A 26,023-nucleotide genomic window follows, 5' to 3' on the forward strand; every position below is an offset into this window, starting at 1 on the left:
GGCAGTCACGGCCCGAAGCGGAGTGATCGCAGTCACTTGAGGGGCGGAGTATTCCGACTTGAAGTTAGGTTAGGCTAACCTAAGTTCGAAGCCGGGGCTCCGCCCCTCTTCTTGTACGTCCCCACGGATTTCCTCACGGTCCATCCCCACCCGGAGGCCCCCCGCATGCGCTCGCACCTGCTCAATGACACGACCGCGGAGCTCTACCGCCGCTCCGTGACCGACGGAGTCGAGCGGGTGGCGGCCAAACTCGCCACCACCGACCGCCCGTTCACCGGTGTGACGGTGGACGCCCTCGCCCCCCGGATCGAGGGGATCGACCTGGACCGGCCGCTGCACGACACCACGGCCGTCCTGGACGAGCTGGAGGACGTCTACCTCCGTGACGCGATCTACTTCCACCACCCCCGCTACCTCGCCCACCTCAACTGCCCGGTGGTCATCCCCGCGGTGCTGGGCGAGGCCATCCTCTCCGCCGTCAACTCCTCCCTGGACACCTGGGACCAGTCGGCCGGCGGCACCCTGATCGAGCGCAAGCTGATCGACTGGACCGCCGAGCGCATCGGCCTCGGCCCCGCCGCCGACGGCGTGTTCACCTCCGGCGGCTCCCAGTCCAACCTCCAGGCGCTGCTGCTGGCCCGCGAGGAGGCCAAGGGCAACGACCTGGCGAAACTGCGGATCTTCGCCTCCGAGGTCAGCCACTTCAGCGTCAAGAAGTCCGCCAAACTGCTCGGTCTCGGCCCGGACGCGGTCGTCTCCGTCCCCGTCGACCACGACAAGCGCCTGCAGACCGTCGCCCTCGCCCGCGAGCTGGAGCGCTGCCGGGAGGCCGGACTGGTCCCCATGGCCGTCGTCGCCACCGCCGGCACGACCGATTTCGGCTCCATCGACCCGCTCCCCGAGATCGCCGAGCTGTGCGCCCAGTACGGCACCTGGATGCACGTCGACGCCGCCTACGGCTGCGGTCTGCTCACCTCGCTCAGGCGCCGCGAGCTCCTCGACGGCATCGAGCGCGCCGACTCCGTCACCGTGGACTACCACAAGTCCTTCTTCCAGCCGGTGAGTTCCTCCGCGCTGCTGGTCCGCGACGCCGCCACCCTGACCCACGCCACGTACCACGCCGACTACCTCAACCCGCGCCGCGCGGTGGCCGAGCGCATCCCCAACCAGGTCGACAAGTCCCTCCAGACCACGCGCCGCTTCGACGCGCTCAAGCTGTGGGTGACCCTGCGCGTCATGGGCGCCGACGGCATCGGACAGCTCTTCGACGAGGTCTGCGACCTGGCCGAGGAGGGCTGGCGGCTGCTCGCCGCCGACCCGCGCTACGACGTGGTGACCGAGCCCTCGCTGTCCACCCTGGTCTTCCGCTACATCCCGGCGGCCGTCACCGACCCGGCCGAGATCGACCGCGCCAACCTCTACGCCCGCAAGGCCCTGTTCGCCTCCGGCGAGGCCATCGTCGCGGGCACCAAGGTCGGCGGCCGCCACTACCTGAAGTTCACCCTGCTGAATCCCGAGACGAAGGCGTCCGACATCGCCGCCGTCCTCGACCTGATCGCCGGCCACGCCGAGCAGTACCTGGGAGAGTCCCTTGACCGCGCTTGCTGAATCCACGAACAAGACCTACGACTTCGTGGGTGTCGGGCTCGGCCCCTTCAACCTCGGCCTGGCCTGTCTGACCGAGCCGATCGCCGAACTGGACGGCGTCTTCCTGGAGTCCAAGCCGGACTTCGAGTGGCACGCCGGCATGTTCCTGGACGGCGCCCACCTCCAGACGCCGTTCATGTCGGACCTGGTCACGCTGGCCGACCCGACCTCGCCGTACTCCTTCCTGAACTACCTGAAGGAGAAGGGCCGGCTGTACTCGTTCTACATCCGCGAGAACTTCTACCCGCTGCGCGTCGAGTACGACGACTACTGCCGCTGGGCGGCCGGGAAGCTGAGCAGCGTCCGCTTCGGCACGACCGTCACCGAGGTGACGTACGACGAGAGCGAGGAGCTGTACGCCGTCCGGACGCGGGACGGCGAGGTCTACCGCGGCCGCAGGCTCGTCCTCGGCACCGGCACCGTCCCCTTCGTCCCCGAGGCCTGCCAGGACCTCGGCGGCGACTTCTTCCACAACGCGCAGTACATGCACCGCAAGGCGGAGCTGGCGGACAAGAAGTCGATCACGATCGTCGGCAGCGGCCAGAGCGCCGCGGAGATCTACTACGAGCTGCTGTCCGAGATCGACGTCCACGGCTACCAGCTCAACTGGGTCACCCGCTCCCCGCGGTTCTTCCCGCTGGAGTACACCAAGCTGACCCTGGAGATGACGTCCCCGGACTACATCGACTACTTCAGCGCGCTGCCCGAGGACACCCGCTACCGGCTGGAGAAGCAGCAGAAGGGCCTGTTCAAGGGCATCAACGGCGACCTCATCGACTCGATCTTCGACCTGCTCTACCAGAAGAACGTCGAGAGCGGCGACCGCCCGGTGCCCACCCGGCTGCTCACCAACTCCACCCTGCACAGCGCCCGTCACGAGGACGGCACCTACAAGCTGGGCCTGCGCCAGGACGAGCAGGGCAAGGACTACGAGATCGACACCGAGGGCCTGATCCTGGCCACCGGCTACCACTACAGGGCCCCGGCCTTCCTGGAGCCGGTCGAGGACCGCATCCGTCTGGACGGCCACGGCCGCTACGACGTGGCCCGCAACTACTCCATCGACATCACCGGCCGCGGCATCTTCCTCCAGAACGCCGGCGTGCACACCCACAGCATCACGTCCCCGGACCTGGGCATGGGCGCGTACCGCAACAGCTACATCATCAGCGAGCTGCTCGGCTCCGAGTACTACCCGGTCGAGAAGACCATCGCGTTCCAGGAGTTCGCCGTATGAGCGTCATCACCTTCACCTTCCGCCCCCTCGACCCGCTCAGCGACGCCGAGCTGCTGCACGGCTGGGTCACCCATCCCAAGGCCGCGTTCTGGATGATGCAGGACGCCCGGCTGGAGGACGTCGAGCGGGCGTACATGGAGATCGCCGCCGACGAGCACCACCACGCCCTGCTGGCGCTCCAGGACGGCGTCCCCGCCTTCCTGATGGAGTACTACGACCCGCGCCACCGTGAGCTGGTCGGACTGTACGAGCCGCTGCCGGGCGATGTCGGGATGCACTTCCTGACCCCGCCGACGGACACTCCGGTGCGCGGGTTCACCCGGGCCGTGATCACCTCGGTGATGGCCCGCCTCTTCGAGGACCCGGCCGTCGAGCGGGTGGTCGTCGAGCCCGACGTGGACAACAAGGCGGTGCACGCCCTCAACGAGGCCGTCGGTTTCGTGCCCGAGCGGGAGATCGACAAGCCGGAGAAAAGGGCTCTGCTGAGCTTCTGCACCCGCGCGCAGTTCGAGAAGGCGGTGGCCGCGTGACCCTCGCCGACTCCGTCGCCCACCTCACCCCCGAGCACTGGGACCTGGCCAACCGCCAGCTGATCCGCAAGGCCCTCGCCGAGTTCGCGCACGAGCGGCTGCTCACGCCCGAGCGGGACGGGGAGACGTACACCGTCCGCGGCGACGACGGGCTGACGAGCTACCGCTTCACCGCCGTCCGCCGCGCCCTGGACCACTGGCAGATCGACGCGGACTCCATATCCCGCCACCGCGACGGGACCGAACTCCCGCTCGCCGCGCTGGACTTCTTCATCGAGTTCAAGGACGCGCTGGGGCTCAGCGACGAGATCCTGCCGGTCTACCTGGAGGAGATCTCCTCCACCCTCTCCGGCACCTGCTACAAGCTCACCAAGCCTCAGCTGCCGTCCGCCGAACTCGCCCGCGCCGGCTTCCAGGCCATCGAGACGGGGATGACCGAGGGCCACCCCTGTTTCGTCGCCAACAACGGCCGCCTCGGCTTCGGCGTCCACGAGTACCTGGCGTACGCGCCGGAGACCGCGAACCCGGTGCGTCTGGTGTGGCTGGCCGCCCACCGCACCCGCGCCGCGTTCACGGCCGGGGCCGGCATCGAGTACGAGTCGTTCGTTCGCCAGGAGCTGGGCGAGGACACGGTCGAGCGCTTCGAGCGCCGGCTCGCCGACCAGGGCCTGGACCCCGCCGAGTACCTGCTCATCCCCGTCCACCCCTGGCAGTGGTGGAACAAGCTCACCGTCACCTTCGCCGCCGAGGTCGCCCGCCGGCACCTGGTGTGCCTGGGCGAGGGCGAGGACGAGTACCTGGCCCAGCAGTCCATCCGGACCTTCTTCAACACCTCCCGGCCCGAGAAGCACTACGTCAAGACGGCCCTGTCCGTCATCAACATGGGCTTCATGCGCGGGCTCTCGGCCGCCTACATGGAGGCCACCCCGGCGATCAACGACTGGCTCGCCCAGCTGATCGACAACGACCCGGTGCTGAAGTCGACCGGCCTGACGATCATCCGCGAGCGCGCGGCCGTCGGCTACCGGCACCTGGAGTACGAGCGGGCGACCGACCGCTACTCGCCGTACCGCAAGATGCTGGCCGCGCTGTGGCGCGAGAGCCCCGTCGCCTCCCTCCGGGACGACGAGTCCCTCGCCACGATGGCCTCGCTGCTGCACGTCGACCACGAGGGCCGCGGCCTCGCGGCCGCGCTGATCGAGCGCTCGGGCCTTGCCCCGGCGGACTGGCTGCGCCGTTATCTGCGCGCCTACTACGTCCCGCTGCTGCACAGCTTCTACGCCTACGACCTGGCCTACATGCCGCACGGCGAGAACACGATCCTGGTCCTCAAGGACGGTGTCGTCCAGCGCGCGATCTACAAGGACATCGCCGAGGAGATCGTGGTGATGGACCCGGACGCGGTGCTCCCTCCGGAGGTCACCCGCATCCGCGTGGAGGTGCCGGAGGACCAGAAGCTCCTCTCGGTCTTCACGGACGTCTTCGACTGCTTCTTCCGCTTCCTCGCCGCGAACCTCGCCGCCGAGGACGTCCTCGACGAGGACGGCTTCTGGCGCACGGTCGCCGAGGTCACCCGGGAGTACCAGGAGGCGACCCCCGAACTGGCCGACAAGTTCCGCCAGTACGACATCTTCGCCCCCGAGTTCATCCTCTCCTGCCTCAACCGCCTCCAGCTGCGCAACAACAAGCAGATGGTCGACCTCTCCGACCCCTCGGCCGCCCTCCAACTCATCGGCACCCTCAAGAACCCCCTCGCCGACTTCTGACCCACCCCTCCCCCAAGCGGGCACCCCTCCGGAGACCGTCCTCCGAAGGGGTGCCCGCCTTCGTCTTTCAGGGGCGCGGGGAACTGCGCGAGCAACCCCCACCGCCCCGCACGGAACAAGAGACCGCGAGGAAACGCGAAGAAAGGGGCGCGGGGAACTGCGCAAAACAGGGGCGCGGGGAACTGCGCGAACACCCCCACCACCCCACAGTCGAAGTCCCCACCCAGACCCACCCTCCCCGATGAAACAATCCCCCCATGGCGGAAATCATCCAGAAGGACGGCACGTGGATCTTCGACGGCGACGCCCTGCGCCTGACCCCCGGCCGAGACAAAACCGTAGGCCTGCTCCGCCGAGAACTGGGTGAACTCCTCGTACCGCTGCGCGCCCTGGCCGGGATCTCGTTCGAACAGGGCAAGAAGACCGGCCGCCTCAGACTCCGCCTGCGCGAGGGCGCCGACCCCCTGCTCCAGGCGACCGGCGGACGCCTCGCCGAACCGCACGACCCGTACCAGCTGACCGTCGAGTCCGACCGCTACGGCGTAGCCGAGTACTTCACGGACGAGGTCCGCAACGCCCTGCTGCTGGACCAGGTGCCGTCCGACCCGGTGGACCGCTATCTGCTGCCGGGCCCGCGGGTGCCCCTGTCGGCGTCCGCCGGGGACGGCACCGCCGCGTTCGACGGGGAGCGGGTGCGCCTGGAGTGGAACTGGAAGACGGAGGAGGCGAAGTCCTCCGCCGGAAGCCGCACCCTCGACATGTCCGACATAACGGCCGTGGAGTGGCACCCGGCCGCGGGCCTGGAGAACGGCCACCTGCGCTTCACCGTGCGCGACTTCCCCACCAAGCTGTCACCGAAGTACGACCCGCACGCGGTCGAGCTGTGGGGCTTCAAGAAGGACCCGCTGATGGCCCTGGTGGCCGCCGCCGTCCAGGCCCGCCTGCCGCACCCGGCCGCGCCCGCCGACGACACCGCCGGGACCCGCCAGATCTCCCCCGCGCCCGCCCCGCCCGAGGACGACCACGACGCCCTGCTGCGGCGACTGCGCGAACTCGGCGAACTGCACCGCTCGGGCGTGCTGACGGACGACGAGTTCGCGGTGGCGAAGCAGGCGATCCTGAAGAGAATGTGACAAAGCAGCCCATTCGCCACCCCGAACGGCCCCCGTCTGCCCGAAATCGGGCAGGATGGTTGCGTGAGACGTTCCGCTAATCCAGGATCTACGGGTGCACGACGAACTTGTTGATCATCTGACGCGGTCCACGCCCCTGAACCGGGGCGAGGCGCTGCGGGTGGTCCAGGACGTGCTCGCCTTTTTCGACGAGACGACCACCGAGTTCGTCCGTCGCCGCCACCGCGAGCTCCAGGCCCAGGGCCTGCTCAACGCGGAGATCTTCGAACGGATCGAGGCGGACCTGAAATACCGGGCGGTGGCACCGCCGGAGCTCTCGCTCCGGCAGCTGCGCCGCATCGTCTACGGCTAGGAATACGTCTGTATGTGCGGAATCGTCGGATACATCGGCAAGCGTGACGTCGCCCCCCTCCTGCTCGAGGGCCTGCAGCGCCTGGAGTACCGCGGCTACGACTCGGCCGGCGTGGTCGTCTCCTCCCCGAAGACGCCCGCCCTGAAGATGGTCAAGGCCAAGGGCCGGGTGCGCGACCTGGAGGCCAAGGTCCCGGCGCGCTTCAAGGGCACGACCGGTATCGCCCACACCCGCTGGGCCACCCACGGCGCCCCGTCCGACGTGAACGCCCACCCGCACCTGGACGCCGAGGGCAAGGTCGCCGTCGTCCACAACGGCATCATCGACAACGCCTCGGACCTGCGCCGCAAGCTGGAGGCCGACGGCGTCGAGTTCCTCTCCGAGACCGACACCGAGGTCCTGGTCCACCTGATCTCCCGCTCCCAGGCGGAGAAGCTGGAGGACCGCGTCCGCGAGACCCTGCGGGTCATCGAGGGCACCTACGGCATCGCCGTCATGCACGCCGACTTCCCGGACCGCATCGTCGTCGCCCGCAACGGCTCGCCGGTCGTCCTCGGCATCGGCGAGAAGGAGATGTTCGTCGCCTCGGACATCGCCGCCCTGGTCGCCCACACCCGCCAGGTCGTCACCCTCGACGACGGCGAGATGGCCACCCTGAAGGCCGACGACTTCCGCACCTACACCACCGAGGGCACGCGCACCACCGCCGAGCCCACCACCGTGGAGTGGGAGGCCGCCTCCTACGACATGGGCGGCCACGACACGTACATGCACAAGGAGATCCACGAGCAGGCCGAGGCGGTCGACCGCGTCCTGCGCGGCCGCATCGACGACCGCTTCTCCACCGTGCACCTGGGCGGCCTCAACCTGGACGCCCGTGAGGCGCGCCGCATCCGCCGCGTGAAGATCCTGGGCTGTGGCACCTCGTACCACGCGGGCCAGATCGGCGCCCAGATGATCGAGGAGCTCGCCCGTATCCCCGCGGACGCCGAGCCCGCCTCGGAGTTCCGCTACCGCAACGCGGTCGTGGACCCCGACACGCTGTACATCGCCGTCTCGCAGTCCGGTGAGACGTACGACGTCCTCGCGGCCGTCCAGGAGCTGAAGCGCAAGGGCGCCCGGGTCCTCGGCATCGTCAACGTCGTCGGCTCGGCCATCGCCCGCGAGGCCGACGGCGGCATCTACGTGCACGCCGGCCCCGAGGTCTGTGTCGTGTCGACCAAGTGCTTCACCAACACCACGGTCGCCTTCGGTCTGCTCGCCCTGCACCTCGGCCGCACCCGTGACCTCTCGGTCCGCGACGGCAAGCGCATCATCGCGGGCCTGCGCAAGCTCCCCGCCCAGATCGCCGAGATCATGGAGCAGGAGGCGGAGATCGAGCAGCTGGCCAAGGCCTACGCCGACGCCCGCTCGATGCTCTTCATCGGCCGTGTGCGCGGCTACCCGGTCGCCCGCGAGGCCTCCCTGAAGCTCAAGGAGGTCTCCTACATCCACGCCGAGGCCTACCCCGCCTCCGAGCTGAAGCACGGCCCGCTGGCCCTCATCGAGCCGGCCCTCCCCACGGTCGCGATCGTCCCCGACGACGACCTGCTGGAGAAGAACCGCGCCGCCATGGAGGAGATCAAGGCCCGCAGCGGCAAGATCCTCGCCGTGGCCCACCAGGTCCAGGAGAAGGCCGACCAGACGATCGTCGTCCCCAAGAACGAGGACGAGCTCGACCCGATCCTCATGGGCATCCCCCTCCAGCTCCTCGCCTACCACACGGCCCTGGCCCTCGGCCGAGACATCGACAAGCCCCGAAACCTCGCCAAGTCCGTCACAGTGGAATAAACCCCCTCCTCGGGGACGCGAGAAACTGCGCAATCTCTAAGAGGCCGCGAAGACCCGCGCACCCCTCAAGACGAACGCAAGGAACCCCGCCCCCTCTTAGGGGCGCGGGGAACTGCGCAATCTTTTAGGGGGCGCGGGGAACTGCGCAATCTCTTAAGGGGCGCGGGGAACTGCGCAAACCCCACAGAACAACAGAACTGCCCCCCACGTACGCCACCGAACACGTGGGGGGCAGTTCCATAAGGGGGCGAAGCAAGCGCAGCGCCCCCGCGCTGAACTCAGCCGGCAGCCGTCACACCCCGACCAGCAGCGCGCTTGGAGAACACCGTCGGCCAGTGCGCCAACGCGGCAGTCGCGCTGTACCAGGCAACGGCCCCCGCGGCCACGGCGAACCATCCACCCGCCTTGGCCAACCCCCCGCTCTCGGCGAAGGCGGCGACAGCCATGAGCACCAGCCCGACGAGGAACAGCCCGTACATGCCCTGCGAGAGCTGGTCCCCGCCCGCGACCGCGAGCGAGAGCACCACGAGGGCGAACAGCAGGTAGAACAGCCCCGCCGCGTTCGCGGAACCCGCGTCGGTCACGGCCCAGGTGAACCAGAGCGCGCCGAGCACCGAGAAGGCCGTACCGGTACCGGAGTCCTGCTCGCGGAAGGCGAACAGGCCGGCGACGAAGAGTGCTACGCCGCCTATGTAGTGGGCGATGGACACGGCGTCGGCCGCCGTGACGCCGTCGATCACGTCCGTGGACCCCAGCCCGAAGGCCAACAGGGTGATTCCGAGGGCGAGTCGGCCGGCGATCGAGGTCGTGGTGCTTCCCGCTGAGACGTCGTTGGCCACGGCGGGCTCCCTTCTGACAAGCAGTTGCGCGGTGACCGGTATATGCCCTTCACAAGAGCACAAACACCTCTACGCGCGAGTAGATTCGCGCACCGCCGCAAGGGAGTTGGATCGGCGAACGCCGCATCTCACCTGGGACAAGGCCGAGTTACGGAATGACCACGACCGGCCGCTTGGCCCGCTTGGCGAGCCGCCCGGCGACGGAGCCGAAAATGCGCCCCACGATGCCGTGCGTCGAGCCGACGACGATCGCGTCGGCCTCGTACTCCCGCCCCACCTCTTCGAGTTCGTGGCAGATGTCCCCGCCGCGCTCGACGAGGATCCACGGCACTTCGGCGAGGTAGTCGGCGCAGGCGAGTTCCAGTCCGAGCACCTCGGTGCGGTGGTCGGGCACGTCCACGAAGACCGGCGGCTCGCAGCCGGCCCACACGGTGGTCGGCAGCCGGTTGGCGACATGCACGATGATCAGGCCCGAACCGGAGCGGTGGGCCATGCCGATGGCGTACGCGAGGGCGCGCTCGCTGGAGGTCGAGCCGTCGAAACCGACGACGACGCCGTGCTTGAAGGCGGGGTCGCACGGATGACGTGACTCTTCCGCCGCCAGGGGCTCGGCCGCCGTGGGATCGGCGACGGGCCGCTTGCGGTCCGCGGGTTCGAAGAATTCGTGACCGGCCATGGCTGTCTCGGCGTCGTGATCCTTATACGGGTAGGGACGAAGTGTGCGGCGGAGCTGTGTCCGGGGAACATCTTCCCGACCCCATACCCCCAAGGGTACGGCGGCACGCCTCCTTAGCCCAGATCCCGCGCCAGCAGCGCAGGGGTTCCAGGGAGCATGCACGAGGGGGCGCCCGGAACGCAACGGTTGCTGCTCTGTACAGGCGCTTCGGTCAGGATTCAAGTAAATTTCAACCGGCCTCCGCCCGGCGGCCCGAGAAGGCCGTCCCACCCCCGCGGAGCAGGCGCGGACCGTCCGGGCGCGCCGCACGGGCGGCGGCACCGGGAGTGACCGACCGGTCGAACAGACGTTGACCCTCGTGACCGACCGCACAGGGAGAACGCCATGCCCCCACCTCATCCGTCCCCGCCCGGCGCGGCCCGCGAGTCCTCGACCGACGTGGTCCGCTGGGCAGCGTTCAGCTGCGTCCTCGTCCCGGTGGTCCTCGTCGGGTACGGCACCTCGCTCGCGGGAGCCGCCGGCGCCGCGCTCGGCCTCGCGGCGGTCACGGCCGTGTGCCGGGTGCTGCTGCGCCGCTCCGAGCGCTGCGCGCTGCGGCGCACAGTGCCACCCCAGGGCGGGCCGGCCGACGACGGGCGTCCGGCCGGGCACGCTCGGCATCCGCGCGGTGGCACCGTGTCACATCGGGCAGGTCGCCGCACGGGCGGGATTTCACCGGCCGACTGACCGGTTTTGATACCCCTGCCCACCGGTTTTCAGCCAACTTCTCAAACCCGCCCCACCCCCCGTCCGAACACCCCCCACCCCCCGTTCGACCTGCACGGAAAGGGCCGCCGACCCCTCGCGCACCCTACGGGGATCGGCCACTGGCGACAGGCGCACTTCCCTGCGCGGCCCGTGAGTGCAACCCTTCGTGATCGAATGCTTTACGCCAAGTTGCCAAGTCGACAATGGGCGGTGTGCCGAGAGTGGTCACCGTGGCACGGCGTGACGCAGTAAATTCGATCTTGTCTTACGGCGGGGGACTCGTGCAGGACCGAGGGGAAACGTGCAGGAGCGACACAACCGAGGAGCCGCGACCACCGAGGGGGGCTTAGCAGTATGAGCCACGACTCCACTGCCGCGCCGGAAGCCGCGGCCCGGAAGCTTTCCGGGCGACGCCGCAAGGAGATCGTCGCGGTGCTGCTGTTCAGCGGCGGCCCCATCTTCGAGAGTTCCATTCCGCTGTCGGTGTTCGGGATTGACCGCCAGGACGCCGGCGTGCCGCGCTACCGCCTATTGGTGTGCGGCGGCGAGGACGGCCCACTGCGGACCACAGGGGGCCTGGAACTCACCGCGCCACACGGCCTGGAGGCGATCTCACGGGCGGGCACGGTCGTCGTGCCGGCCTGGCGTTCGATCACCTCCCCGCCACCGGCGGAGGCGCTCGACGCATTGCGCCGGGCGCACGAAGAGGGAGCCCGCATCGTCGGACTGTGCACCGGGGCCTTCGTGCTCGCGGCCGCAGGTCTGCTGGACGGCCGGCCCGCGACCACACACTGGATGTACGCACCGACGCTGGCCAAGCGCTATCCGTCGGTGCACGTCGATCCCAGAGAACTGTTCGTCGACGACGGCGACGTGCTGACGTCGGCGGGCACGGCGGCCGGGATCGATCTCTGTCTCCACATCGTGCGGACGGACCACGGCAACGAGGCGGCGGGCGCGCTGGCCCGCCGGCTGGTCGTGCCACCGCGCCGGTCGGGCGGCCAGGAGCGCTATCTCGATCGGTCTTTACCGGAGGAGATCGGCGCCGACCCGCTCGCCGAGGTCGTCGCCTGGGCGCTGGAACACCTCCACGAGCAGTTCGACGTGGAGACCCTGGCGGCCCGCGCGTACATGAGCCGTCGAACGTTCGACCGTCGTTTCCGCTCGCTGACGGGGTCCGCCCCGCTGCAGTGGCTGATCACCCAGCGGGTGCTCCAGGCACAGCGCCTGCTGGAGACGTCGGACTACTCGGTCGACGAGGTCGCGGGGCGCTGCGGCTTCCGCTCGCCGGTGGCGCTGCGCGGCCACTTCCGCCGCCAGCTCGGCTCGTCGCCCGCGGCGTACCGGGCGGCCTACCGGGCGCGCCGGCCGCAGAGCGAGCGCGTGGACTCCGGTGAGAGCGTGCCGAGCCCTGCGACGGCCGGCGCTCCGATGGGTCCGGGCCAGCTGCTGGCCCCGTCCGCGCCGCCGCACATCCTGCACCCGGACGCTCCCGTCCCGATGCAGGCCCGCCGCACCGCCGCGGGAGCGCTGCCACTGGCGACGCTGCCCGGCCAGCGCACCGGAATGTGATCCACCCGGTACGGCACCGCCGCCCCGGTGCCCCGGCCCTCCCGGCCGGGGCACCGGGGCGGTGCGCTTGCGGCACCCGTGTCCCGCCCGCGTCACGGCTCACGGGCACTCCTCACCCCACCCCGGGCCCCGTAAGGTGAGACGCATGAACGACCGCATGGTGTGGATCGACTGTGAGATGACCGGCCTCTCGCTGTCGGACGACGCGCTCATCGAGGTGGCCGCCCTCGTCACGGACTCGGAGCTGAACGTGCTCGGGGAGGGCGTGGACATCGTCATCCGTCCGCCGGACTCCGCGCTGGAGCAGATGCCGGAGGTGGTGCGCCAGATGCACACCGCGTCGGGCCTGCTCGCCGAGCTGCCGAACGGCACGACGCTGAAGGACGCCGAGGAGCAGGTCCTGGCGTATGTGAAGGAGCACGTGAAGGAGCCGGGCAAGGCTCCGCTGTGCGGCAACTCCGTCGGCACCGACCGCGGCTTCCTGCTGCGCGACATGGCGACGCTGGAGGCCTACCTCCACTACCGGATCGTCGACGTCTCCTCCGTCAAGGAACTGGCGCGCCGCTGGTACCCGCGGGCGTACTTCAACAGCCCGGAGAAGAACGGCAACCACCGCGCCCTCGCCGACATCCGCGAGTCGATCGCCGAGCTGCGCTACTACCGCGAGGCCGTCTTCGTCCCGCAGCCCGGCCCGGACTCGGAGACCGCCAAGGCCATCGCCGCCAAGCACGTGCTGCCCGGCCGCTGACGGCCGCCGCCGGGCCCCTCGTGGGCCTCGGCGAAAAGCCGTGCGCGAGCACCCCCTCGGACCCTGTACACTTTTTCTCGGCCGGTCAGGAAAGCAACTGATCCAAGAACCGGTCATGGTGGGTGTAGCTCAGTTGGTAGAGCACCTGGTTGTGGTCCAGGTGGCCGCGGGTTCAAGTCCCGTCACTCACCCTGATTCATCGGGCGGTGATCCTCTGACGAGGGTCACCGCCCGATGCGTTTCCGGGCAGCGCGCCACCCGGTGGGCGAAGGGCCCCGGGCCGACCGGACGGCCCCGGACACGACGGCCCCCGGGCCCGTCTCCCCGGGGAACACCGCGCTCCGGTCCCGGCGCCCGCGCGCTCAGGACGACGTCCGCGCCACCAGCTCCGTCGGCAGCTCCACCTGCCGCCGCTCCAGCCCCCGCGAGGCCGCCGGACGGCGGTCCGCGATCTCGGCGAGCAGCAGGTCGATCATGTGGCGGCCCATCTCCTCGATGGGCTGGCGGACGCTGGTCAGCGGCGGCTCCATGTGCCGGGCGATGGCCGAGTCGTCGTAGCCGACGAGCGCCACGTCCTCCGGGATGCGCAGGCCCGCGGCGCGCAGGGCCTGGCGGGCACCGGCCGCGGTCACGTCCGAGGCGGCGAACACCGCGTCCAGGTCGGGGCAGCGCGCCAGCAGGGCCGTCATCGCCCGCACCCCGCCCTCCTCGGTGAAGTCCCCGGCCTCCACGAGCCGTTCGTCCACCTCGCGGCCGGCGTCGCTCAGCGCGTCCCGGTAGCCGTCGGTACGCCGTTGGGCGCCGTAGACGTCGAGACGGCCGGTGATGTGCGCGATCCGGCCACGGCCCCGGGATATGAGGTGCTCCACCGCCGAGCGGGCCCCGCCGTAGTTGTCGGAGTCCACCGAGGTCAGGGTCTCCGCCGCGGACCTCGGGCCGCTGATCACGGCCGGGATCTCCAGCTGGGCCAGCAGGTCCGGCAGCGGGTCGTCGGCGTGCACGGAGACCAGCAGCACGCCGTCCACCCGGTGCGCGGCCAGGTACTGGGCGAGCCGGCGCCGCTCCCGGTCGCTGCCCGCGAAGATCAGCAGCAGCTGCATCTCGGTGTCGGAGAGCGCCTGGCCGACGCCCTTCAGCATGTCCGAGAAGTAGGGCTCGGAGAAGAACCGGGTCTCCGGTTCGGGCACCACGAGAGCGATCGCGTCGGTGCGGTTGGCCGCCAGCGCGCGGGCCGCCGTGTTCGGGACGTAACCCAGCTCGGCCACCGCCGCCTCCACCGCCGCGCGGGTCGCGTCACTGACCCGGGGCGAGCCGTTGATCACCCGGGAGACCGTGCCCCGGCCCACGCCGGCCCGCGCGGCGACCTCTTCGAGGGTCGGCCTGCCGCCACTGCGGCCTCGTGCTCCGTGGCTTGCCATGGGATCCGCCCTCCCGAAACATCACGTCGGCCTGGAATCTAACAGCCTCACCGGACAGCACGGTCGCCCCGGATTCCGCTTCGGGGTCCGGGCAGCCCGGCCAGGCATCTCTTTCACCTGCCCGAAGCCGGAATCCCGTACCCTCGCCGAGGCGAACAGTACGTTCCGGTCGCGGTTCCGGGAGGAGGCCTGCGGCGGGGTGGGACCTGCCGCTGCACGGGCGCCGCGGTCCCGCTGCCGTCACCGTACGGCCCACTTCCCGTCACCGTCCGGGCGCCGGTGCCGCGCACCGGCTCCAGTTAACGTCCCGATAACCGAACGCATCTGACCCCGCCCACTGTCTTGACACCCTCGCCCGTAGCCACGAACCTTCAACACATCACCGATGGGAGCGCTCCCACAGTACCTGGCTCATACACATCCCGCACGTTCCCCGCCCGAGCCGCAGTCAAAGCAACAACGGGCCCTAGCAACACTTTCAGGCCGGGGGGTCGGCACGTCAGGGCAACAGGAGGACGCAATGCGTGCACGTATCGGTACCCGCCGCAGGACGGTGGCCCTCGCAGCTGTAGCGGCGCTGGGCGCCGGCCTGCTGGCAGGCTGTGCCGACGACGGCGACGGCGGCGGTTCGGACTCCCCGAACTCCGGCGGCGGCAAGGGCAAGACCACGATCACCCTGGGACTCTTCGGCACGTTCGGCTTCAAGGAGGCCGGCCTGTACGACGAGTACATGAAGCTCAACCCGAACATCGTGATCAAGGAGAACGTGGTCGAGCGGAACGAGAACTACTACCCCGCACTCGTCAATCACCTCACCACCAACAGCGGCCTGATGGACATCCAGGGCGTCGAGGTCGGCAACATCGCCGAAGTCGTCGGCACCCAGTCGTCCAAGTTGCTCGACCTGTCGAAGTACGGCAAGCAGGCGGACTACCTGGAATGGAAGTGGAAGCAGGCGACCACCGCCGACGGCCAGACGGTCGGGCTCGGTACGGACGTCGGCCCGATGGCCATCTGCTACCGCACCGACCTGTTCAAGGCGGCCGGTCTGCCCACCGACCGCGAGGAGGTCGCGAAGCTCTGGGCGGGTGACTGGCAGAAGTTCGTCGAGACCGGCCGCACGTACAAGAAGAAGGCGCCCAAGGGCACGACCTTCATGGACTCGCCCGGCGGACTGATCAACGCGATCCTCAGCAGTGAGACCGAGCGGTTCTACGACGCCTCCGGGAAGGTCGTCTACAAGGAGAACCCCGCGGTCAAGGCGGCTTTCGACCTGACCGCGGCGGCCGCCGAGGACGGACTGGTGGGCAACCAGACCCAGTTCCAGCCCGCCTGGGACACGACGATCGCCAACAGCAAGTTCGCGGCGATGTCCTGCCCGCCGTGGATGCTCGGCTACATCAAGGGCAAGTCCAAGCCCGAGTCCGCCGGCAAGTGGGACGTGGCCCAGGCACCGAAGTCCGGCAACTGGGGCGGTTCCTTCCTGGCCGTGCCCAAGGCCGGCAAGAACACCGAGGAGGCCGCCAAGCTCGCCGCCTGGCTGACCGCCCCGGCCCAGCAGTCCAAGCTGTTCGCCGTGCAGGGCAGCTTCCCGAGCACCCCGGGCGCCTACACCTCCGCCGAGGTCACCGGCGCGAAGAACGACATGACGGGTGACGCCCCGATCGGCACGATCTTCGCCGAGGCCGCCAAGAACAGCCCGGTCCAGGTGATCGGTCCGAAGGACCAGATCATCCAGCAGGGCCTCACCGACAACGGCGTGATCCTGGTCGCCCAGGGCAAGTCGCCGAAGGAGGCCTGGGAGACGGCAGTGAAGACCATCGACAACAACCTGGACCAGTGACCCGTATGAGCACCGGGCACGACACCGCCGCCGCGTCCCCCGCCAAGGAGGGGGGCGCGGCCCCGGGCCTGCCGCGCACCGCCCAGGAGGACGAGCACGAGTCGCGGCGCAGGGCCCGGCTGTCCCGCCGCTGGCAGCGGGACGTACGCCTCAGCCCGTACGCCTTCGTCTCGCCGTTCTTCCTGCTCTTCCTGGCCTTCGGCCTGTTCCCGCTGGTGTACACCGGCTGGGCCTCGCTGCACCAGGTGGAGCTGACCGCGCCGACGGACATGAAGTGGGTGGGGATGCGCAACTACACGCGCATCTTCGACGACGACTTCTTCTGGAACGCGGCGCGCAACACCCTCACCATCGGGATCATCTCCACGGTCCCGCAGCTGCTGATCGCCCTGGGCATCGCCCACATCCTGAACTACAAGCTGCGCGCCTCGACCTTCTACCGGGTCGCGATGCTCGCCCCCTACGCCACCTCGATCGCCGCCGCTTCGCTGGTGTTCGTCCTGCTGTTCGGCCGTGACTACGGCATGATCAACTGGGCGCTGGGGACCGTCGGGATCGACGCCGTCGACTGGCAGAACGACAAGTGGCCCTCGCAGATCGCGGTGTCCACGATCGTCATCTGGCGGTGGACCGGCTACAACGCGCTGATCTACCTGGCGGCGATGCAGGCCATCCCGCAGGACCTCTACGAGTCGGCCGCCCTGGACGGGGCCAGCCGCTGGAAGCAGTTCCTGCACGTCACCCTGCCCTCGCTGCGGCCGACGATCCTGTTCACGGTCGTGGTGTCGACGATCGGCGCCTCGCAGCTGTTCGGCGAGCCGCTGCTGTTCGACGCCAACAAGGGCGCCTCGGGCGGCAGTCAGCACCAGTTCCAGACGCTCGGCCTGTACCTGTACGAGCAGGGCTGGGTGAACCAGCACCTGGGCCGTGCCTCCGCCATCGCCTGGACGATGTTCCTGATCCTCATCGTGATCGGGATCGTCAACTACGTCATCTCGCGCCGGCTGCGCGCCAGTAGTTAGGAGACCCGGCCGTGACGACGACACTGACTCCGACGCCCACACCCCCGTCCGAGGGACCGCCGCAGAAGAAGGTGCGCGGGCCCCGGGCGGCCCGGGCGGGCGGCACCCTGCACGCCGGACCCGTCGCGTACGTGATCCTCGCCCTGTTCACCCTCGTCTCGCTGTTCCCGCTCGTGTGGACGGCGATCGCCGCCTCGCGGGACAACCAGCGGCTGGCGCAGACCCCGCCGCCGTTCTGGTTCGGCTCCAACCTCTTCGACAACCTCGAACTGGCCTGGACCGACGCCAACCTGGGCGAGGCGTTCCTCAACACCACGCTGGTGGCCGGGATCTCCGCCGCGACCATCGTGTTCCTGTCGACGATCGCCGGGTTCGCCTTCGCCAAGCTGCGGTTCAAGGGCCGCAACGCGCTGATGCTGATCGTGATCGGCACGATGATGGTGCCGCCGCAGCTCAGCGTGATCCCGCTGTACATGATGGTCGCCAAGCTGGACTGGACCGACCAGTTGCAGGCGGTGATCCTGCCCTCGATCGTCAGCGCGTTCGGTGTGTTCTTCATGCGGCAGTACCTGATCCAGGCGCTGCCGGACGAGATCATCGAGGCCGCCCGGGTGGACGGCGCGAGCAGCTGGCGCGTGGTGTGGCACGTGGTGTTCCCGACGGCGCGGCCCGCGATGGCCGTGCTGGGCATGCTGATGTTCGTCCAGACCTGGAACGACTTCCTGTGGCCGTTCCTGGTGCTCACCCAGACCGGCAACCCGACCGTCCAGGTCGCGGTGGCGGGCCTGGGCCGGGGCTACACCCCCGACCAGTCCCTCATCATGGCCGGCGCGCTGCTCGGCACGCTGCCGCTGCTGCTGGTCTTCGCGATCTTCGGCAAGCAGATCGTGGGGGGCATCATGCAGGGCGCGGTGAAGGGCTGAGCCCGCCCGCGGCGCACGGGGGCCGGGGCCCTGACCGCCCTGGTCCCCGCCCGGCCCCGCCGCCCCCGCCCCGTCGGGGCCGGGGCACCTGACGCCCCGGCCCCACGGGGGCAGATCCCCCGGGCCTCTCCTGGGACGGGCCACCGTCGCCCCGGCCCATGGCCCTCCGCCCTCGTTCCGTATCTCTCTTCTTCTCCTCCACAGGTCTCCACGACCACCGATGGGAGCGCTTCCATGTCCGAGCCCGTTGAGCCGGCGACCCCGGTGACCTTTCCTCCCGCCTTCGTCTGGGGCGCGGCCACATCCGCGTACCAGATCGAAGGGGCGGTACGGGAGGACGGCCGCACGCCCTCGATCTGGGACACCTTCAGCCATACGCCCGGCAAGACGGCCGGCGGCGACACCGGTGACATCGCTGTCGACCACTACCACCGCTTCCGTGACGACGTGGCGCTCATGGCCGACCTGGGCCTGAACTCCTACCGCTTCTCCGTCTCCTGGTCCCGGGTGCAGCCCACCGGCCGGGGGCCCGCCGTCCAGGTCGGCCTGGACTTCTATCGCGCGCTGGTCGACGAGCTGCTGGAGAAGGGCATCAAGCCCGCCCTCACCCTCTACCACTGGGACCTGCCGCAGGAGCTGGAGGACGCGGGCGGCTGGCCGGTGCGCGACACGGCCTACCGGTTCGCCGAGTACGCCCAGATCGTCGGGGAGGCCCTCGGCGACCGGGTGGAGCAGTGGATCACCCTCAACGAGCCGTGGTGCACGGCGTTCCTGGGCTACGGCTCCGGGGTGCACGCGCCCGGCCGTACCGACGGGGCGGCCGCGCTGCGCGCCGCGCACCACCTCAACCTGGCGCACGGCCTGGGCGCCACCGCGCTGCGTTCGGTGATGCCGGCCCGCAACCAGCTCGCGGTCAGCCTCAACTCCGCGGTGGTGCGCCCGCTCACCCAGGACCCGGCCGACCTCGCCGCTGCGCAGCGGATCGACGACCTGGCCAACGGTGTCTTCCACGGCCCGATGCTGCACGGCGCCTACCCCGAGACGCTGCTGTCGGCGACCTCGTCCGTCACCGACTGGTCCTTCGTCCAGGACGGCGACCTGCGCACCGCGCACCAGCCGCTGGACGCGCTGGGCATCAACTACTACACCCCGGCCCTGGTCTCCGGCCCCGAGAGCGCCCCGAGGGGCCCCCGTGCCGACGGACACGGCGCGAGCGACAGTTCCCCGTGGCCGGGCGCCGAGGACGTGGCGTTCCACCAGACGCCGGGTGAGCGCACGGAGATGGGCTGGACCATCGATCCGACCGGTCTGCACGACCTGATCATGCGCTTCTCCCGCGAGGCGCCCGGCGTCCCGCTGTACATCACCGAGAACGGCGCGGCCTACGACGACAAGCCCGACCCCGACGGCCGGGTCCACGACCCCGACCGCATCGCCTATCTGCACGGCCACCTGGCCGCCGTGCGCCGGGCCATCACGGACGGCGCCGACGTGCGCGGCTACTACCTGTGGTCCCTGATGGACAACTTCGAGTGGTCCTACGGCTACGAGAAGCGCTTCGGCGCGGTCTACGTGGACTACGCGACGCTGGCCCGTACGCCGAAGTCGAGCGCGTACTGGTACGGGCGGGCGGCTCGCAGCGGGGTGCTGCCGGCGGTGGACGAGGTCTGACGAGCGGGCACGCCCACGCGCCCCGGCCGGATGGGGGGGGGGAAGACCGGCCGGGGCGCGTTTCCCCGTTTTCCTGGTGGGTCTGTGGTGGGCCGTCGGACGAGTGCCGCTCAGTGGCGGGCTCGTCCGACGGCCGGCTCTCCGGCGGGCCCGAACGCGCGCCGGAGAGCGTCAGTTGTAGGCCGCGAAGGCCTTGGTGAAGGCGAACTTGTCCTGAAGGATCGAGCTGCACGTGGCGTCGGCGGAGTTCTTGGTGCCGCCGGGGCACTGCTGGTCGCGGCCGGACGACCACATGGACAGCCAGCCGAGGCCCTTGGACTTGGCGAAGTTCACCAGCTGGGTGGCGTCGTCGACCTTGAAGATCTCGGTGACGACGTCGTTGACGCCGATCATCGGCGTGACGGCGACGGCCTTCCAGGCGGCGCTGTCGCTGAGGCCGAGGACGCCCTTGATCTGGGCCTGGGTGGCGGTGGCGGCCTGCTCGGCGTAGGTGCCCATGTCGCCGCTGTAGGCGGGGCCGTAGTCCATGGCCATGATGTTCACGGCGCTGATCTTCACGCCGTTCGCCTTGGCGTCGGCGAGGAGGCTGACACCGTCCTGGGTGAGGCCCTCGGGCATGACCGGGAGAGTGTAGGAGACGTCCAGGCCGGGGTTCTTCTTCTGGAGTGTGGCGATGGCCTGGGCGCGGCGGGTGTTGGCCGCGGTGTCGGGCAGCGCGCCGCCCTCGACGTCGAAGTCGACCTTGGTCAGCCGGTAGGCGTCGACGACCTTGGTGTAGGCCGCGGCGAGGGCGTCGGCCGAGGTGCAGGCGGTGGCGAGCTCACGGCCGGCCGCGCCGCCGAAGGAGACCCGGACGTCGCCGCCCTTGGCGCGCAGCGCGCCGATCTGTGCCGCCACGGCGTCGCTCGCCAGGTCGGTGACGCCGCCCCACTTCGGGGTGCAGCCGCCGCCGTCGGTGACGAAGGCGAGGTTGTACTGCTTCACGCCGGTCGCCTGGGCGCTCGCCACCAGGTCGAAGGCCGGGTAGAGGCTGGTGTCGACGTAGGGGGCGAAGCCCGCGCCCGCCGGGGTGCCGGTGCCGGTGCTGCCGGAGGGGGTCGGCGTCGGGGTGGGGGTCGGCGTGGCGGTGGCCGTCGGGGTGGGGGTCGCGGACTGCGTCGGGGTCGCGGTGGGGGTCGGCGACTGGGTCGGGCGGCCGGTGGGCTCGGGGGTGGCGCCGCCGTCCGCGGAACAGGTGGCGCCGTCGACGCGGCAGCCGGTGGGGTCGGCGGTGCCGTTGACGACGAAGCCGACGGTGACGGACTCCCCGGCGGCCAGCCCGTCGGTGTCCCACTTCGGCGGTGTGGCGGTGACGTGCTGCCCGGCGACGCTCGACTCCGCGTTCCACAGCGAGCTGAGCCTGCTGCCTGCCGGGAGGTCGAACTCCAGCTTCCAGTCGGTCTTGCGGGCGCCGCTGTCGTTGGTGACGACGTACTGCGCGGTGTAGCCGGTCGACCAGTCGCTGGTCCTGGTGTACGCGGCGCCGACACCGGCGGCCTGGGCGGTGCCGGTGAACAGGAACGCCCCGCCGCCCGCCACGGCCGCGGCGACCAGCCCGCCTATCGCCTTGGTCCTGCCGCCGATCCTGCGCCGGTGCGTGCTCATCGCGTGCCTGCCTTCTGCTCTGGGGCGGTGCGTCGGGGCCCTGGACGAGGTCCCGGTGGGGTGGGGGTGCGGCAGCACGCTAGCGATCCGGAATCGGGCAAAGCACCCGATCCGGACGGCCGTTGACGTTCTTATGGCGGGCTTAAGGAAGGGATCGGGGGCGGTTAAAGGTCGAGACCAGTCGGCCCGGCCGACGGCGTTTCACGGTCCCTCGGTGACCGCGCCGGGGCGGGGCTCCGGCGCGCCCGTCGAGCTGGATCCAGAGCCGCACCTCGGTGCCGCCGAGCACCGACGAGCCGATGCGGACGTCGCCGCCGGTGGCCTCCGCGAGGCGCCGCACGATGTCCAGGCCCAGCCCCGTCGAGCCGTCGCTGCCGGAGCCGCGGCCGCGGGCCATCGCGGTCACGGGGTCGGGTATGCCGGGGCCCGCGTCGGAGACGAGGACGATCACCGCGTCCTCGCCGTTGTGCACGTCGACGGCGAAGGCGGTGCCCTCCGGGGTGTGCCGGAAGACGTTGCCGAGCAGGGCGTCGAGGGCGGCGGCCAGGTCGGCGCGGGCCACGGGGATGCGCACCGGCCGGTCCACCCCGGCGACCCGCCATTTGCGGCCCTCGTCCTCGGCCAGCGCCGACCAGAACTCCATGCGCTCGCGCACCACTTCGGCCGCGTCGCAGCCCGCTCCCGGGCCCGCCGCGGTGGTCTGCGGCTTGGCCTCCCGGGCGGTGCGGATGATGGTGTCCACCTCGCGCTCCAGCTGCTCGACCGCGGCCCGGGTCTGCTCGGCGGCGGGTCCGTCGCCGAGCGAGGCGGCGTTCAGCCGCAGCACGGTCAGCGGGGTGCGCAGCCGGTGGGAGAGGTCGGCCGCCAGCTCCCGCTCGTTGGCGAGGAGTTGCACCACTTGGTCGGCCATCGAGTTGAACGCGACCGCGGCCAGCCGCAGTTCGGTCGGCCCCTCCTCCGGCACCCGCGCGCCCAGCTTGCCCTCGCCCAGTTCGCGGGCGCCCTCCACCAGCCGCTGGGCGGGCTGCACCATGCGCACCCCGAGCCGGTCGGCGACCGCCACCGAGCCCACGATCAGGGCGAGTCCGACCCCGGCGAGCACGGCCCAGGCGGTGCCGACGCCCTTGTCGACGGCGGCGTCGGGGACGTACACCTCGACCACGGCTATCTGGCCCGTGCCGAGCGCGACCGGTTGGAGCAGGACCGAGCCGCCGGGTGCCTGGGCGGTGGAGGCGCGGCCCATCTTCCGGGTCGCCGCGATGTCCTCGGCGGCGGCCCGTCGGCGCCCGATCTCGACGGCCGGGGCACCCCCGCCCTCGGGTATGTGCAGGGCGGTGGTGGCGGCGTCGGACCCGGCCGAGGCGACGAACCGCTCCAGCTGGTCGCGGTCGGTGGTGATGGACAGGGCGGGGGCGATCTCCGCCGCGTCCCGCTCGGCGCCCGAGAACGCCCGGTCACGGGCCATCTCCCGGATGACCAGACCGAGGGGCACGGCGAAGGCGACCACCACCATGGCGGTGACCGCGAGCGAGACCTTGACCAGTGCCCACCTCATCGCGCGGCCCCCGGCGGTTCGAGCTTCACACCGACGCCGCGCAGGGTGTGGAGGTAGCGGGGACTGGCCGCCGTCTCGCCCAGCTTCCGGCGCAGCCAGGACAGATGGACGTCGATGGTCTGGTCGTCGCCGTACGACTGCTGCCAGACCTCGGCGAGCAGTTCGCGGCGGGGGACGACGACTCCGGGACGGCCGGCGAGGAAGGCGAGCAGGTCGAACTCGCGGCGGGTGAGGTCGAGTCGCACACCGTCGAGCTCGGCCTGGCGGCGCTGCGGGTCCACGGTCAGCCCGCCCACCTGCAGCACCGGTGAGGGCGCGGACTCGCCCGCCCCGGCCCGGGAGCGGCGCAGCACGGCGGCGATCCGGGCCGACAGGTGGTCGACGGAGAACGGCTTGGTCAGATAGTCGTCCGCGCCCGCGTTGAGCAGCCGGACGACCTCCGACTCGTCGTCCCGGGCGGTGGCGATGATCACCGGGACGTCGGTGATCCCGCGCAGCATCTTCAGGGCCTCGGACCCGTCGAGGTCGGGCAGGCCGAGGTCGAGGATGACCACGTCGAAGTGGTGATGGGCGACCTCGCGCAGCGCCTCCAGCGCGGTGCCGACGCTGCGCACCGTGTGGGCCGCGTCGGTGAGATGCCGGATGAGCGCCGAGCGGACGAACTGGTCGTCCTCGACCACGAGCACACTTGCCATGCGCCGCACCGTACGCCATGCGGCCGAGCCGCAAGAGGCCCTGTGGACAACCCCGGCACTGTGGACGAGTGGGCGACACCCGTGGGACGGGTGAGGCACTATGGCGCGATGCGCAGGGGACTCGTACACGCACTGGCCTGGTCGCTCGCCACGGGCGCGGCGGTCACGCTGTCGCTGTGGGGTGTGCGCACGGTGCTGGACAGCACGGCGTACGACCCGCCGCGGGCGCTGCCGGTGACGGCGGAGGCGACCACGCAGGAGTCGAAGCCGCTGGCCACCTCCGCGAGCACGCACCGCCCGGAGGCGTCGCCCAGCGCGTCGCCCTCCCCCTCGGACGGACCGTCGGCGCCGTCCGCCACGCCGTCCGACGCCGCCGCGTCCGCCACCGCGTCCGGCGTCGGCGCCGCCCCCTCCCCCACGGCCACGGGCCAGGTCAGGAGCTACGCCACCGAGGGCGGCCGGTCGGTGTTCGACCTGCGCGGGTCCTACGCGACGCTGGTCACGGCGACCCCGGAGACGGGCTGGTCGATGCAGGTGTGGAAGACGGAGTCATGGATCCGGGTGGAGTTCAGCTCCGGCGCGGACCGGGTGTCGGTGTTCTGCACCTGGCACGACGGACCGCCGCGGGTCGAGGTCGGCGAGTACTGAGCCGGGCGGACGCTCAGCGGAACACCGAGGGCGGCGGCGCGGGCGAGGCCACCGCCGCGGCGTCCGTGACCGGTACGGCTCCGCCCGCGAAGTCGGTGAGCGGCCGCCCGTGTTCGACCCGGCCCGGGTGCGGGTCGGAGGCGGTGCGGCGGGTCAGTTCGGCCAGCGGCAGCGGCTGGTCGGCGGCGACCAGGACGGCGTTGCCGAAGCGGCGGCCGCGCAGCACGGCCGGGTCGGCGATCAGCGCCAGTTCCGCGAACCGGGCGGCGGCGGTGGCGATCTGGCCGCGCAGATGCGTGAGCGGCGGACCGTCGGCGAGGTTGGCGGCGTACAGCCCGCCCGGCCTCAGCGCACGGCGTACGTCGTCGAGGAACTCGGTCGAGGTCAGATGCGCCGGGGTGCGGGCCCCGCTGAAGACATCCGCCACGATCAGATCGGCCCAGCCGTCCGGCACCCTGGCCAGGCCCTCACGGGCGTCGGCCGAGCGCACCCTGACCCGCGCGTTCGGCTCCAACGGCAGCTCGCGGCGGACCAGTTGGACGAGGGGCGCGTCGAACTCGACGACCTGCTGGGTGGACCGGGGCCGGGTCGCGGCGACATAGCGGGCCAGGGTGAAGGCGCCGCCGCCGAGGTGCACGGCGTGTACGGGCCGGCCGGGCGGCGCGACGAGGTCGACGACGTGGCCGAGCCGCCGCTGGTACTCGAAGGACAGATGGGCGGGGTCGTCGAGGTCCACGTGGGACTGCGGTGCCCCGTCGATCAGCAGCGTCCAGGCCCGCGCCCGGTCCCGGTCGGGTATCAGCTCCGCGAGCCCGCCGTCGACAGCCTCGACAACGGGCTCGGCCCCCTCCCGCACACGCCGAGCACCCCTGGACTTTCCCATCCCCCCATTCTCCCAGCCCCCACCCCGATCAGCGCGCCCCAGGGCTCACGGCACAAAGGGACGCGGGGACCTGCACAAACCCACCCAGCTTCTGAGGGGCGCGGGGACCTGCGCAAACCCCCAACGCTCCCGCACCCACCCCCAAGGGGCGCGGGGAACTGCGCAAAACCCCCAACGCACCCGCACCCATCCCCAAGGGGCGCGGGGAACTGCGCGAAAGACCACCACCGCCCCGCACAGGCACAGGCACGCAAAGGCACCCCCCAGATCCCCCTCAGGAACAGCTGTCCGCCGCCCTGATCAACCGCGCCGCCTCCCCGAGCGCCGCCCGCAACACCCCGGGATCCGTCACCACCTCCGCCTCCCCCGGCGGCAGCAGCCAGTCGGACCCCTCGCCGGGCGGCTCGGGCGCGACAAGGCTCAGCCCCCGCCCGTCCGTCTCGGTACAGACACTGCCCGGCATGTCCCACCCCGCGGCCGTCCCCGGCGGAACCACGAAGCCGAGCGTGCCGCAACCGTCGTCGTGCAGCACGGGCCCGACCCCCTCGCAGGACCCCCGGCGCAGAATGTCGACCGCCTCCAGCCCCTGCCGCGCGGGAACCGTCACCAGGTCCCAGGCGGACGGCGACCCCGACATCGAAGCG

The 26,023-nt window shown here is 70.9% G+C and carries 23 protein-coding genes and 1 tRNA gene; 16 read left to right on the forward strand and 8 right to left on the reverse strand.

All coding sequences use genetic code 11. From position 1 onward, the window contains the following. Positions 1-165 precede the first annotated feature (165 nt). From desA to glmS, 7 genes are all read left to right on the forward strand, one after another. Positions 166-1,608 carry a lysine decarboxylase DesA gene (desA, locus tag ACZ6SQ_RS13530; protein ID WP_469560512.1) on the forward strand — a complete coding sequence of 481 codons (1,443 nt, stop codon included), beginning with the start codon at positions 166-168 and terminating at the stop codon, positions 1,606-1,608. Beyond that, positions 1,592-2,884, forward strand: a complete 1,293-nt coding sequence (locus tag ACZ6SQ_RS13535; protein ID WP_469560515.1) for a lysine N(6)-hydroxylase/L-ornithine N(5)-oxygenase family protein — start codon at positions 1,592-1,594, stop codon at positions 2,882-2,884. Before desA ends, ACZ6SQ_RS13535 begins: the two co-directional genes overlap by 17 nt. Continuing rightward, a complete protein-coding gene (locus ACZ6SQ_RS13540) occupies positions 2,881-3,414 on the forward strand; it encodes a GNAT family N-acetyltransferase (protein WP_469560517.1) in 534 nt (177 codons plus the stop codon). The genes ACZ6SQ_RS13535 and ACZ6SQ_RS13540 overlap by 4 nt, the downstream gene beginning before the upstream one ends. Then, entirely contained in the window at positions 3,411-5,180 is a 1,770-nt protein-coding gene (locus ACZ6SQ_RS13545) for an IucA/IucC family protein (RefSeq protein ID WP_469560520.1), read from the forward strand. Before ACZ6SQ_RS13540 ends, ACZ6SQ_RS13545 begins: the two co-directional genes overlap by 4 nt. Before the next feature lie 257 nt (positions 5,181-5,437). Beyond that, the gene (locus ACZ6SQ_RS13550; protein ID WP_469560523.1) at positions 5,438-6,313 is read left to right on the forward strand and encodes a DUF4429 domain-containing protein; all 876 of its coding nucleotides are present in this window, start codon (positions 5,438-5,440) and stop codon (positions 6,311-6,313) included. Between the two features lie 94 nt (positions 6,314-6,407). Further along, complete coding sequence (locus ACZ6SQ_RS13555) at positions 6,408-6,665, forward strand: hypothetical protein (RefSeq protein ID WP_386382889.1); 258 nt, start codon at positions 6,408-6,410, stop codon at positions 6,663-6,665. Positions 6,666-6,677: 12 nt separating this feature from the next. Next, positions 6,678-8,495, forward strand: a complete 1,818-nt coding sequence (gene glmS, locus ACZ6SQ_RS13560; RefSeq protein WP_386382887.1) for a glutamine--fructose-6-phosphate transaminase (isomerizing) — start codon at positions 6,678-6,680, stop codon at positions 8,493-8,495. Positions 8,496-8,773: 278 nt separating this feature from the next. On the opposite strand, the gene ACZ6SQ_RS13565 is transcribed toward glmS, so the two are convergent. Together ACZ6SQ_RS13565 and ACZ6SQ_RS13570 are read right to left on the reverse strand one after the other, a co-directional pair. Next, positions 8,774-9,334 carry a GPR1/FUN34/YaaH family transporter gene (locus ACZ6SQ_RS13565; protein ID WP_386382884.1) on the reverse strand — a complete coding sequence of 187 codons (561 nt, stop codon included), beginning with the start codon at positions 9,332-9,334 and terminating at the stop codon, positions 8,774-8,776. A gap of 148 nt (positions 9,335-9,482) precedes the next feature. Continuing rightward, entirely contained in the window at positions 9,483-10,010 is a 528-nt protein-coding gene (locus ACZ6SQ_RS13570) for a universal stress protein (RefSeq protein WP_389327549.1), read from the reverse strand. Between the two features lie 384 nt (positions 10,011-10,394). Here ACZ6SQ_RS13570 and ACZ6SQ_RS13575 point away from each other — a divergent pair, with 384 nt between their 5' ends. From ACZ6SQ_RS13575 to ACZ6SQ_RS13590, 4 genes are all read left to right on the forward strand, one after another. After that, positions 10,395-10,736, forward strand: a complete 342-nt coding sequence (locus ACZ6SQ_RS13575) for a hypothetical protein (protein WP_469560528.1) — start codon at positions 10,395-10,397, stop codon at positions 10,734-10,736. Positions 10,737-11,111: 375 nt separating this feature from the next. Continuing rightward, positions 11,112-12,329, forward strand: coding sequence for a helix-turn-helix domain-containing protein (locus tag ACZ6SQ_RS13580; protein WP_389327543.1), 1,218 nt, complete (start codon positions 11,112-11,114; stop codon positions 12,327-12,329). A gap of 145 nt (positions 12,330-12,474) precedes the next feature. After that, positions 12,475-13,077: an oligoribonuclease gene (orn, locus tag ACZ6SQ_RS13585; RefSeq protein ID WP_469560533.1), complete on the forward strand. Its 603-nt coding sequence runs from the start codon at positions 12,475-12,477 to the stop codon at positions 13,075-13,077. 118 nt (positions 13,078-13,195) lie between these two features. Beyond that, positions 13,196-13,268 (forward strand) — tRNA-His (locus ACZ6SQ_RS13590). Between the two features lie 171 nt (positions 13,269-13,439). Here ACZ6SQ_RS13590 and ACZ6SQ_RS13595 read toward each other — a convergent pair. Next, complete coding sequence (locus ACZ6SQ_RS13595; protein ID WP_469560535.1) at positions 13,440-14,495, reverse strand: LacI family DNA-binding transcriptional regulator; 1,056 nt, start codon at positions 14,493-14,495, stop codon at positions 13,440-13,442. A 520-nt stretch (positions 14,496-15,015) separates the two neighbouring features. On the opposite strand from ACZ6SQ_RS13595, the gene ACZ6SQ_RS13600 reads away from it, so the two are divergent. The 4 genes from ACZ6SQ_RS13600 (at position 15,016) to ACZ6SQ_RS13615 (ending at position 19,954) form a co-directional block, all read left to right on the forward strand. Then, positions 15,016-16,338: an ABC transporter substrate-binding protein gene (locus ACZ6SQ_RS13600; RefSeq protein WP_389327534.1), complete on the forward strand. Its 1,323-nt coding sequence runs from the start codon at positions 15,016-15,018 to the stop codon at positions 16,336-16,338. A gap of 5 nt (positions 16,339-16,343) precedes the next feature. Next, positions 16,344-17,360, forward strand: coding sequence for a carbohydrate ABC transporter permease (locus ACZ6SQ_RS13605; protein ID WP_469560972.1), 1,017 nt, complete (start codon positions 16,344-16,346; stop codon positions 17,358-17,360). An 11-nt stretch (positions 17,361-17,371) separates the two neighbouring features. Next, positions 17,372-18,283 (forward strand): carbohydrate ABC transporter permease, encoded by a 912-nt coding sequence (locus ACZ6SQ_RS13610; protein WP_386382865.1) that lies wholly within the window; start codon positions 17,372-17,374, stop codon positions 18,281-18,283. A 234-nt stretch (positions 18,284-18,517) separates the two neighbouring features. Beyond that, entirely contained in the window at positions 18,518-19,954 is a 1,437-nt protein-coding gene (locus ACZ6SQ_RS13615) for a GH1 family beta-glucosidase (protein WP_469560541.1), read from the forward strand. A gap of 171 nt (positions 19,955-20,125) precedes the next feature. Here the strand turns inward: ACZ6SQ_RS13615 and ACZ6SQ_RS13620 are convergent, their stop codons facing one another. The 3 genes from ACZ6SQ_RS13620 to ACZ6SQ_RS13630 form a co-directional block, all read right to left on the reverse strand. Then, positions 20,126-21,598 carry a glycoside hydrolase family 18 protein gene (locus ACZ6SQ_RS13620; protein ID WP_469560544.1) on the reverse strand — a complete coding sequence of 491 codons (1,473 nt, stop codon included), beginning with the start codon at positions 21,596-21,598 and terminating at the stop codon, positions 20,126-20,128. A gap of 142 nt (positions 21,599-21,740) precedes the next feature. Beyond that, positions 21,741-23,153: a sensor histidine kinase gene (locus ACZ6SQ_RS13625; protein WP_469560547.1), complete on the reverse strand. Its 1,413-nt coding sequence runs from the start codon at positions 23,151-23,153 to the stop codon at positions 21,741-21,743. Then, a complete protein-coding gene (locus tag ACZ6SQ_RS13630) occupies positions 23,150-23,848 on the reverse strand; it encodes a response regulator transcription factor (protein WP_469560551.1) in 699 nt (232 codons plus the stop codon). Before ACZ6SQ_RS13630 ends, ACZ6SQ_RS13625 begins: the two co-directional genes overlap by 4 nt. Before the next feature lie 108 nt (positions 23,849-23,956). On the opposite strand from ACZ6SQ_RS13630, the gene ACZ6SQ_RS13635 reads away from it, so the two are divergent. After that, the gene (locus ACZ6SQ_RS13635; RefSeq protein WP_469560554.1) at positions 23,957-24,496 is read left to right on the forward strand and encodes a hypothetical protein; all 540 of its coding nucleotides are present in this window, start codon (positions 23,957-23,959) and stop codon (positions 24,494-24,496) included. Positions 24,497-24,509: 13 nt separating this feature from the next. Here ACZ6SQ_RS13635 and ACZ6SQ_RS13640 read toward each other — a convergent pair whose 3' ends face one another. Continuing rightward, positions 24,510-25,379, reverse strand: a complete 870-nt coding sequence (locus tag ACZ6SQ_RS13640; protein WP_469560557.1) for a spermidine synthase — start codon at positions 25,377-25,379, stop codon at positions 24,510-24,512. A 274-nt stretch (positions 25,380-25,653) separates the two neighbouring features. Then, on the reverse strand, positions 25,654-26,016 hold the full coding sequence (locus ACZ6SQ_RS13645; protein ID WP_469560975.1) for a hypothetical protein: 363 nt from the start codon (positions 26,014-26,016) through the stop codon (positions 25,654-25,656). Between the last annotated feature and the right edge of the window lie 7 nt (positions 26,017-26,023).

The sequence above is a fragment of the Streptomyces sp. NPDC048600 genome, from assembly GCF_055587025.1.

Bases quoted from the DNA above. Each gene is read 5' to 3' on its own strand.
- ACZ6SQ_RS13570 (WP_389327549.1), bottom strand. From the start codon at position 10,010: ATGGCCGGTCACGAATTCTTCGAACCCGCGGACCGCAAGCGGCCCGTC.
- ACZ6SQ_RS13635 (WP_469560554.1), top strand. From the start codon at position 23,957: ATGCGCAGGGGACTCGTACACGCACTGGCCTGGTCGCTCGCCACGGGC.
- glmS (WP_386382887.1), top strand. From the start codon at position 6,678: ATGTGCGGAATCGTCGGATACATCGGCAAGCGTGACGTCGCCCCCCTC.
- ACZ6SQ_RS13620 (WP_469560544.1), bottom strand. From the start codon at position 21,598: ATGAGCACGCACCGGCGCAGGATCGGCGGCAGGACCAAGGCGATAGGC.
- ACZ6SQ_RS13540 (WP_469560517.1), top strand. From the start codon at position 2,881: ATGAGCGTCATCACCTTCACCTTCCGCCCCCTCGACCCGCTCAGCGAC.
- ACZ6SQ_RS13645 (WP_469560975.1), bottom strand. From the start codon at position 26,016: ATGTCGGGGTCGCCGTCCGCCTGGGACCTGGTGACGGTTCCCGCGCGG.
- ACZ6SQ_RS13580 (WP_389327543.1), top strand. From the start codon at position 11,112: ATGAGCCACGACTCCACTGCCGCGCCGGAAGCCGCGGCCCGGAAGCTT.
- ACZ6SQ_RS13600 (WP_389327534.1), top strand. From the start codon at position 15,016: ATGCGTGCACGTATCGGTACCCGCCGCAGGACGGTGGCCCTCGCAGCT.
- ACZ6SQ_RS13605 (WP_469560972.1), top strand. From the start codon at position 16,344: ATGAGCACCGGGCACGACACCGCCGCCGCGTCCCCCGCCAAGGAGGGG.
- orn (WP_469560533.1), top strand. From the start codon at position 12,475: ATGAACGACCGCATGGTGTGGATCGACTGTGAGATGACCGGCCTCTCG.
- ACZ6SQ_RS13595 (WP_469560535.1), bottom strand. From the start codon at position 14,495: ATGGCAAGCCACGGAGCACGAGGCCGCAGTGGCGGCAGGCCGACCCTC.
- desA (WP_469560512.1), top strand. From the start codon at position 166: ATGCGCTCGCACCTGCTCAATGACACGACCGCGGAGCTCTACCGCCGC.
- ACZ6SQ_RS13630 (WP_469560551.1), bottom strand. From the start codon at position 23,848: ATGGCAAGTGTGCTCGTGGTCGAGGACGACCAGTTCGTCCGCTCGGCG.
- ACZ6SQ_RS13615 (WP_469560541.1), top strand. From the start codon at position 18,518: ATGTCCGAGCCCGTTGAGCCGGCGACCCCGGTGACCTTTCCTCCCGCC.
- ACZ6SQ_RS13640 (WP_469560557.1), bottom strand. From the start codon at position 25,379: ATGGGAAAGTCCAGGGGTGCTCGGCGTGTGCGGGAGGGGGCCGAGCCC.
- ACZ6SQ_RS13550 (WP_469560523.1), top strand. From the start codon at position 5,438: ATGGCGGAAATCATCCAGAAGGACGGCACGTGGATCTTCGACGGCGAC.
- ACZ6SQ_RS13575 (WP_469560528.1), top strand. From the start codon at position 10,395: ATGCCCCCACCTCATCCGTCCCCGCCCGGCGCGGCCCGCGAGTCCTCG.
- ACZ6SQ_RS13625 (WP_469560547.1), bottom strand. From the start codon at position 23,153: ATGAGGTGGGCACTGGTCAAGGTCTCGCTCGCGGTCACCGCCATGGTG.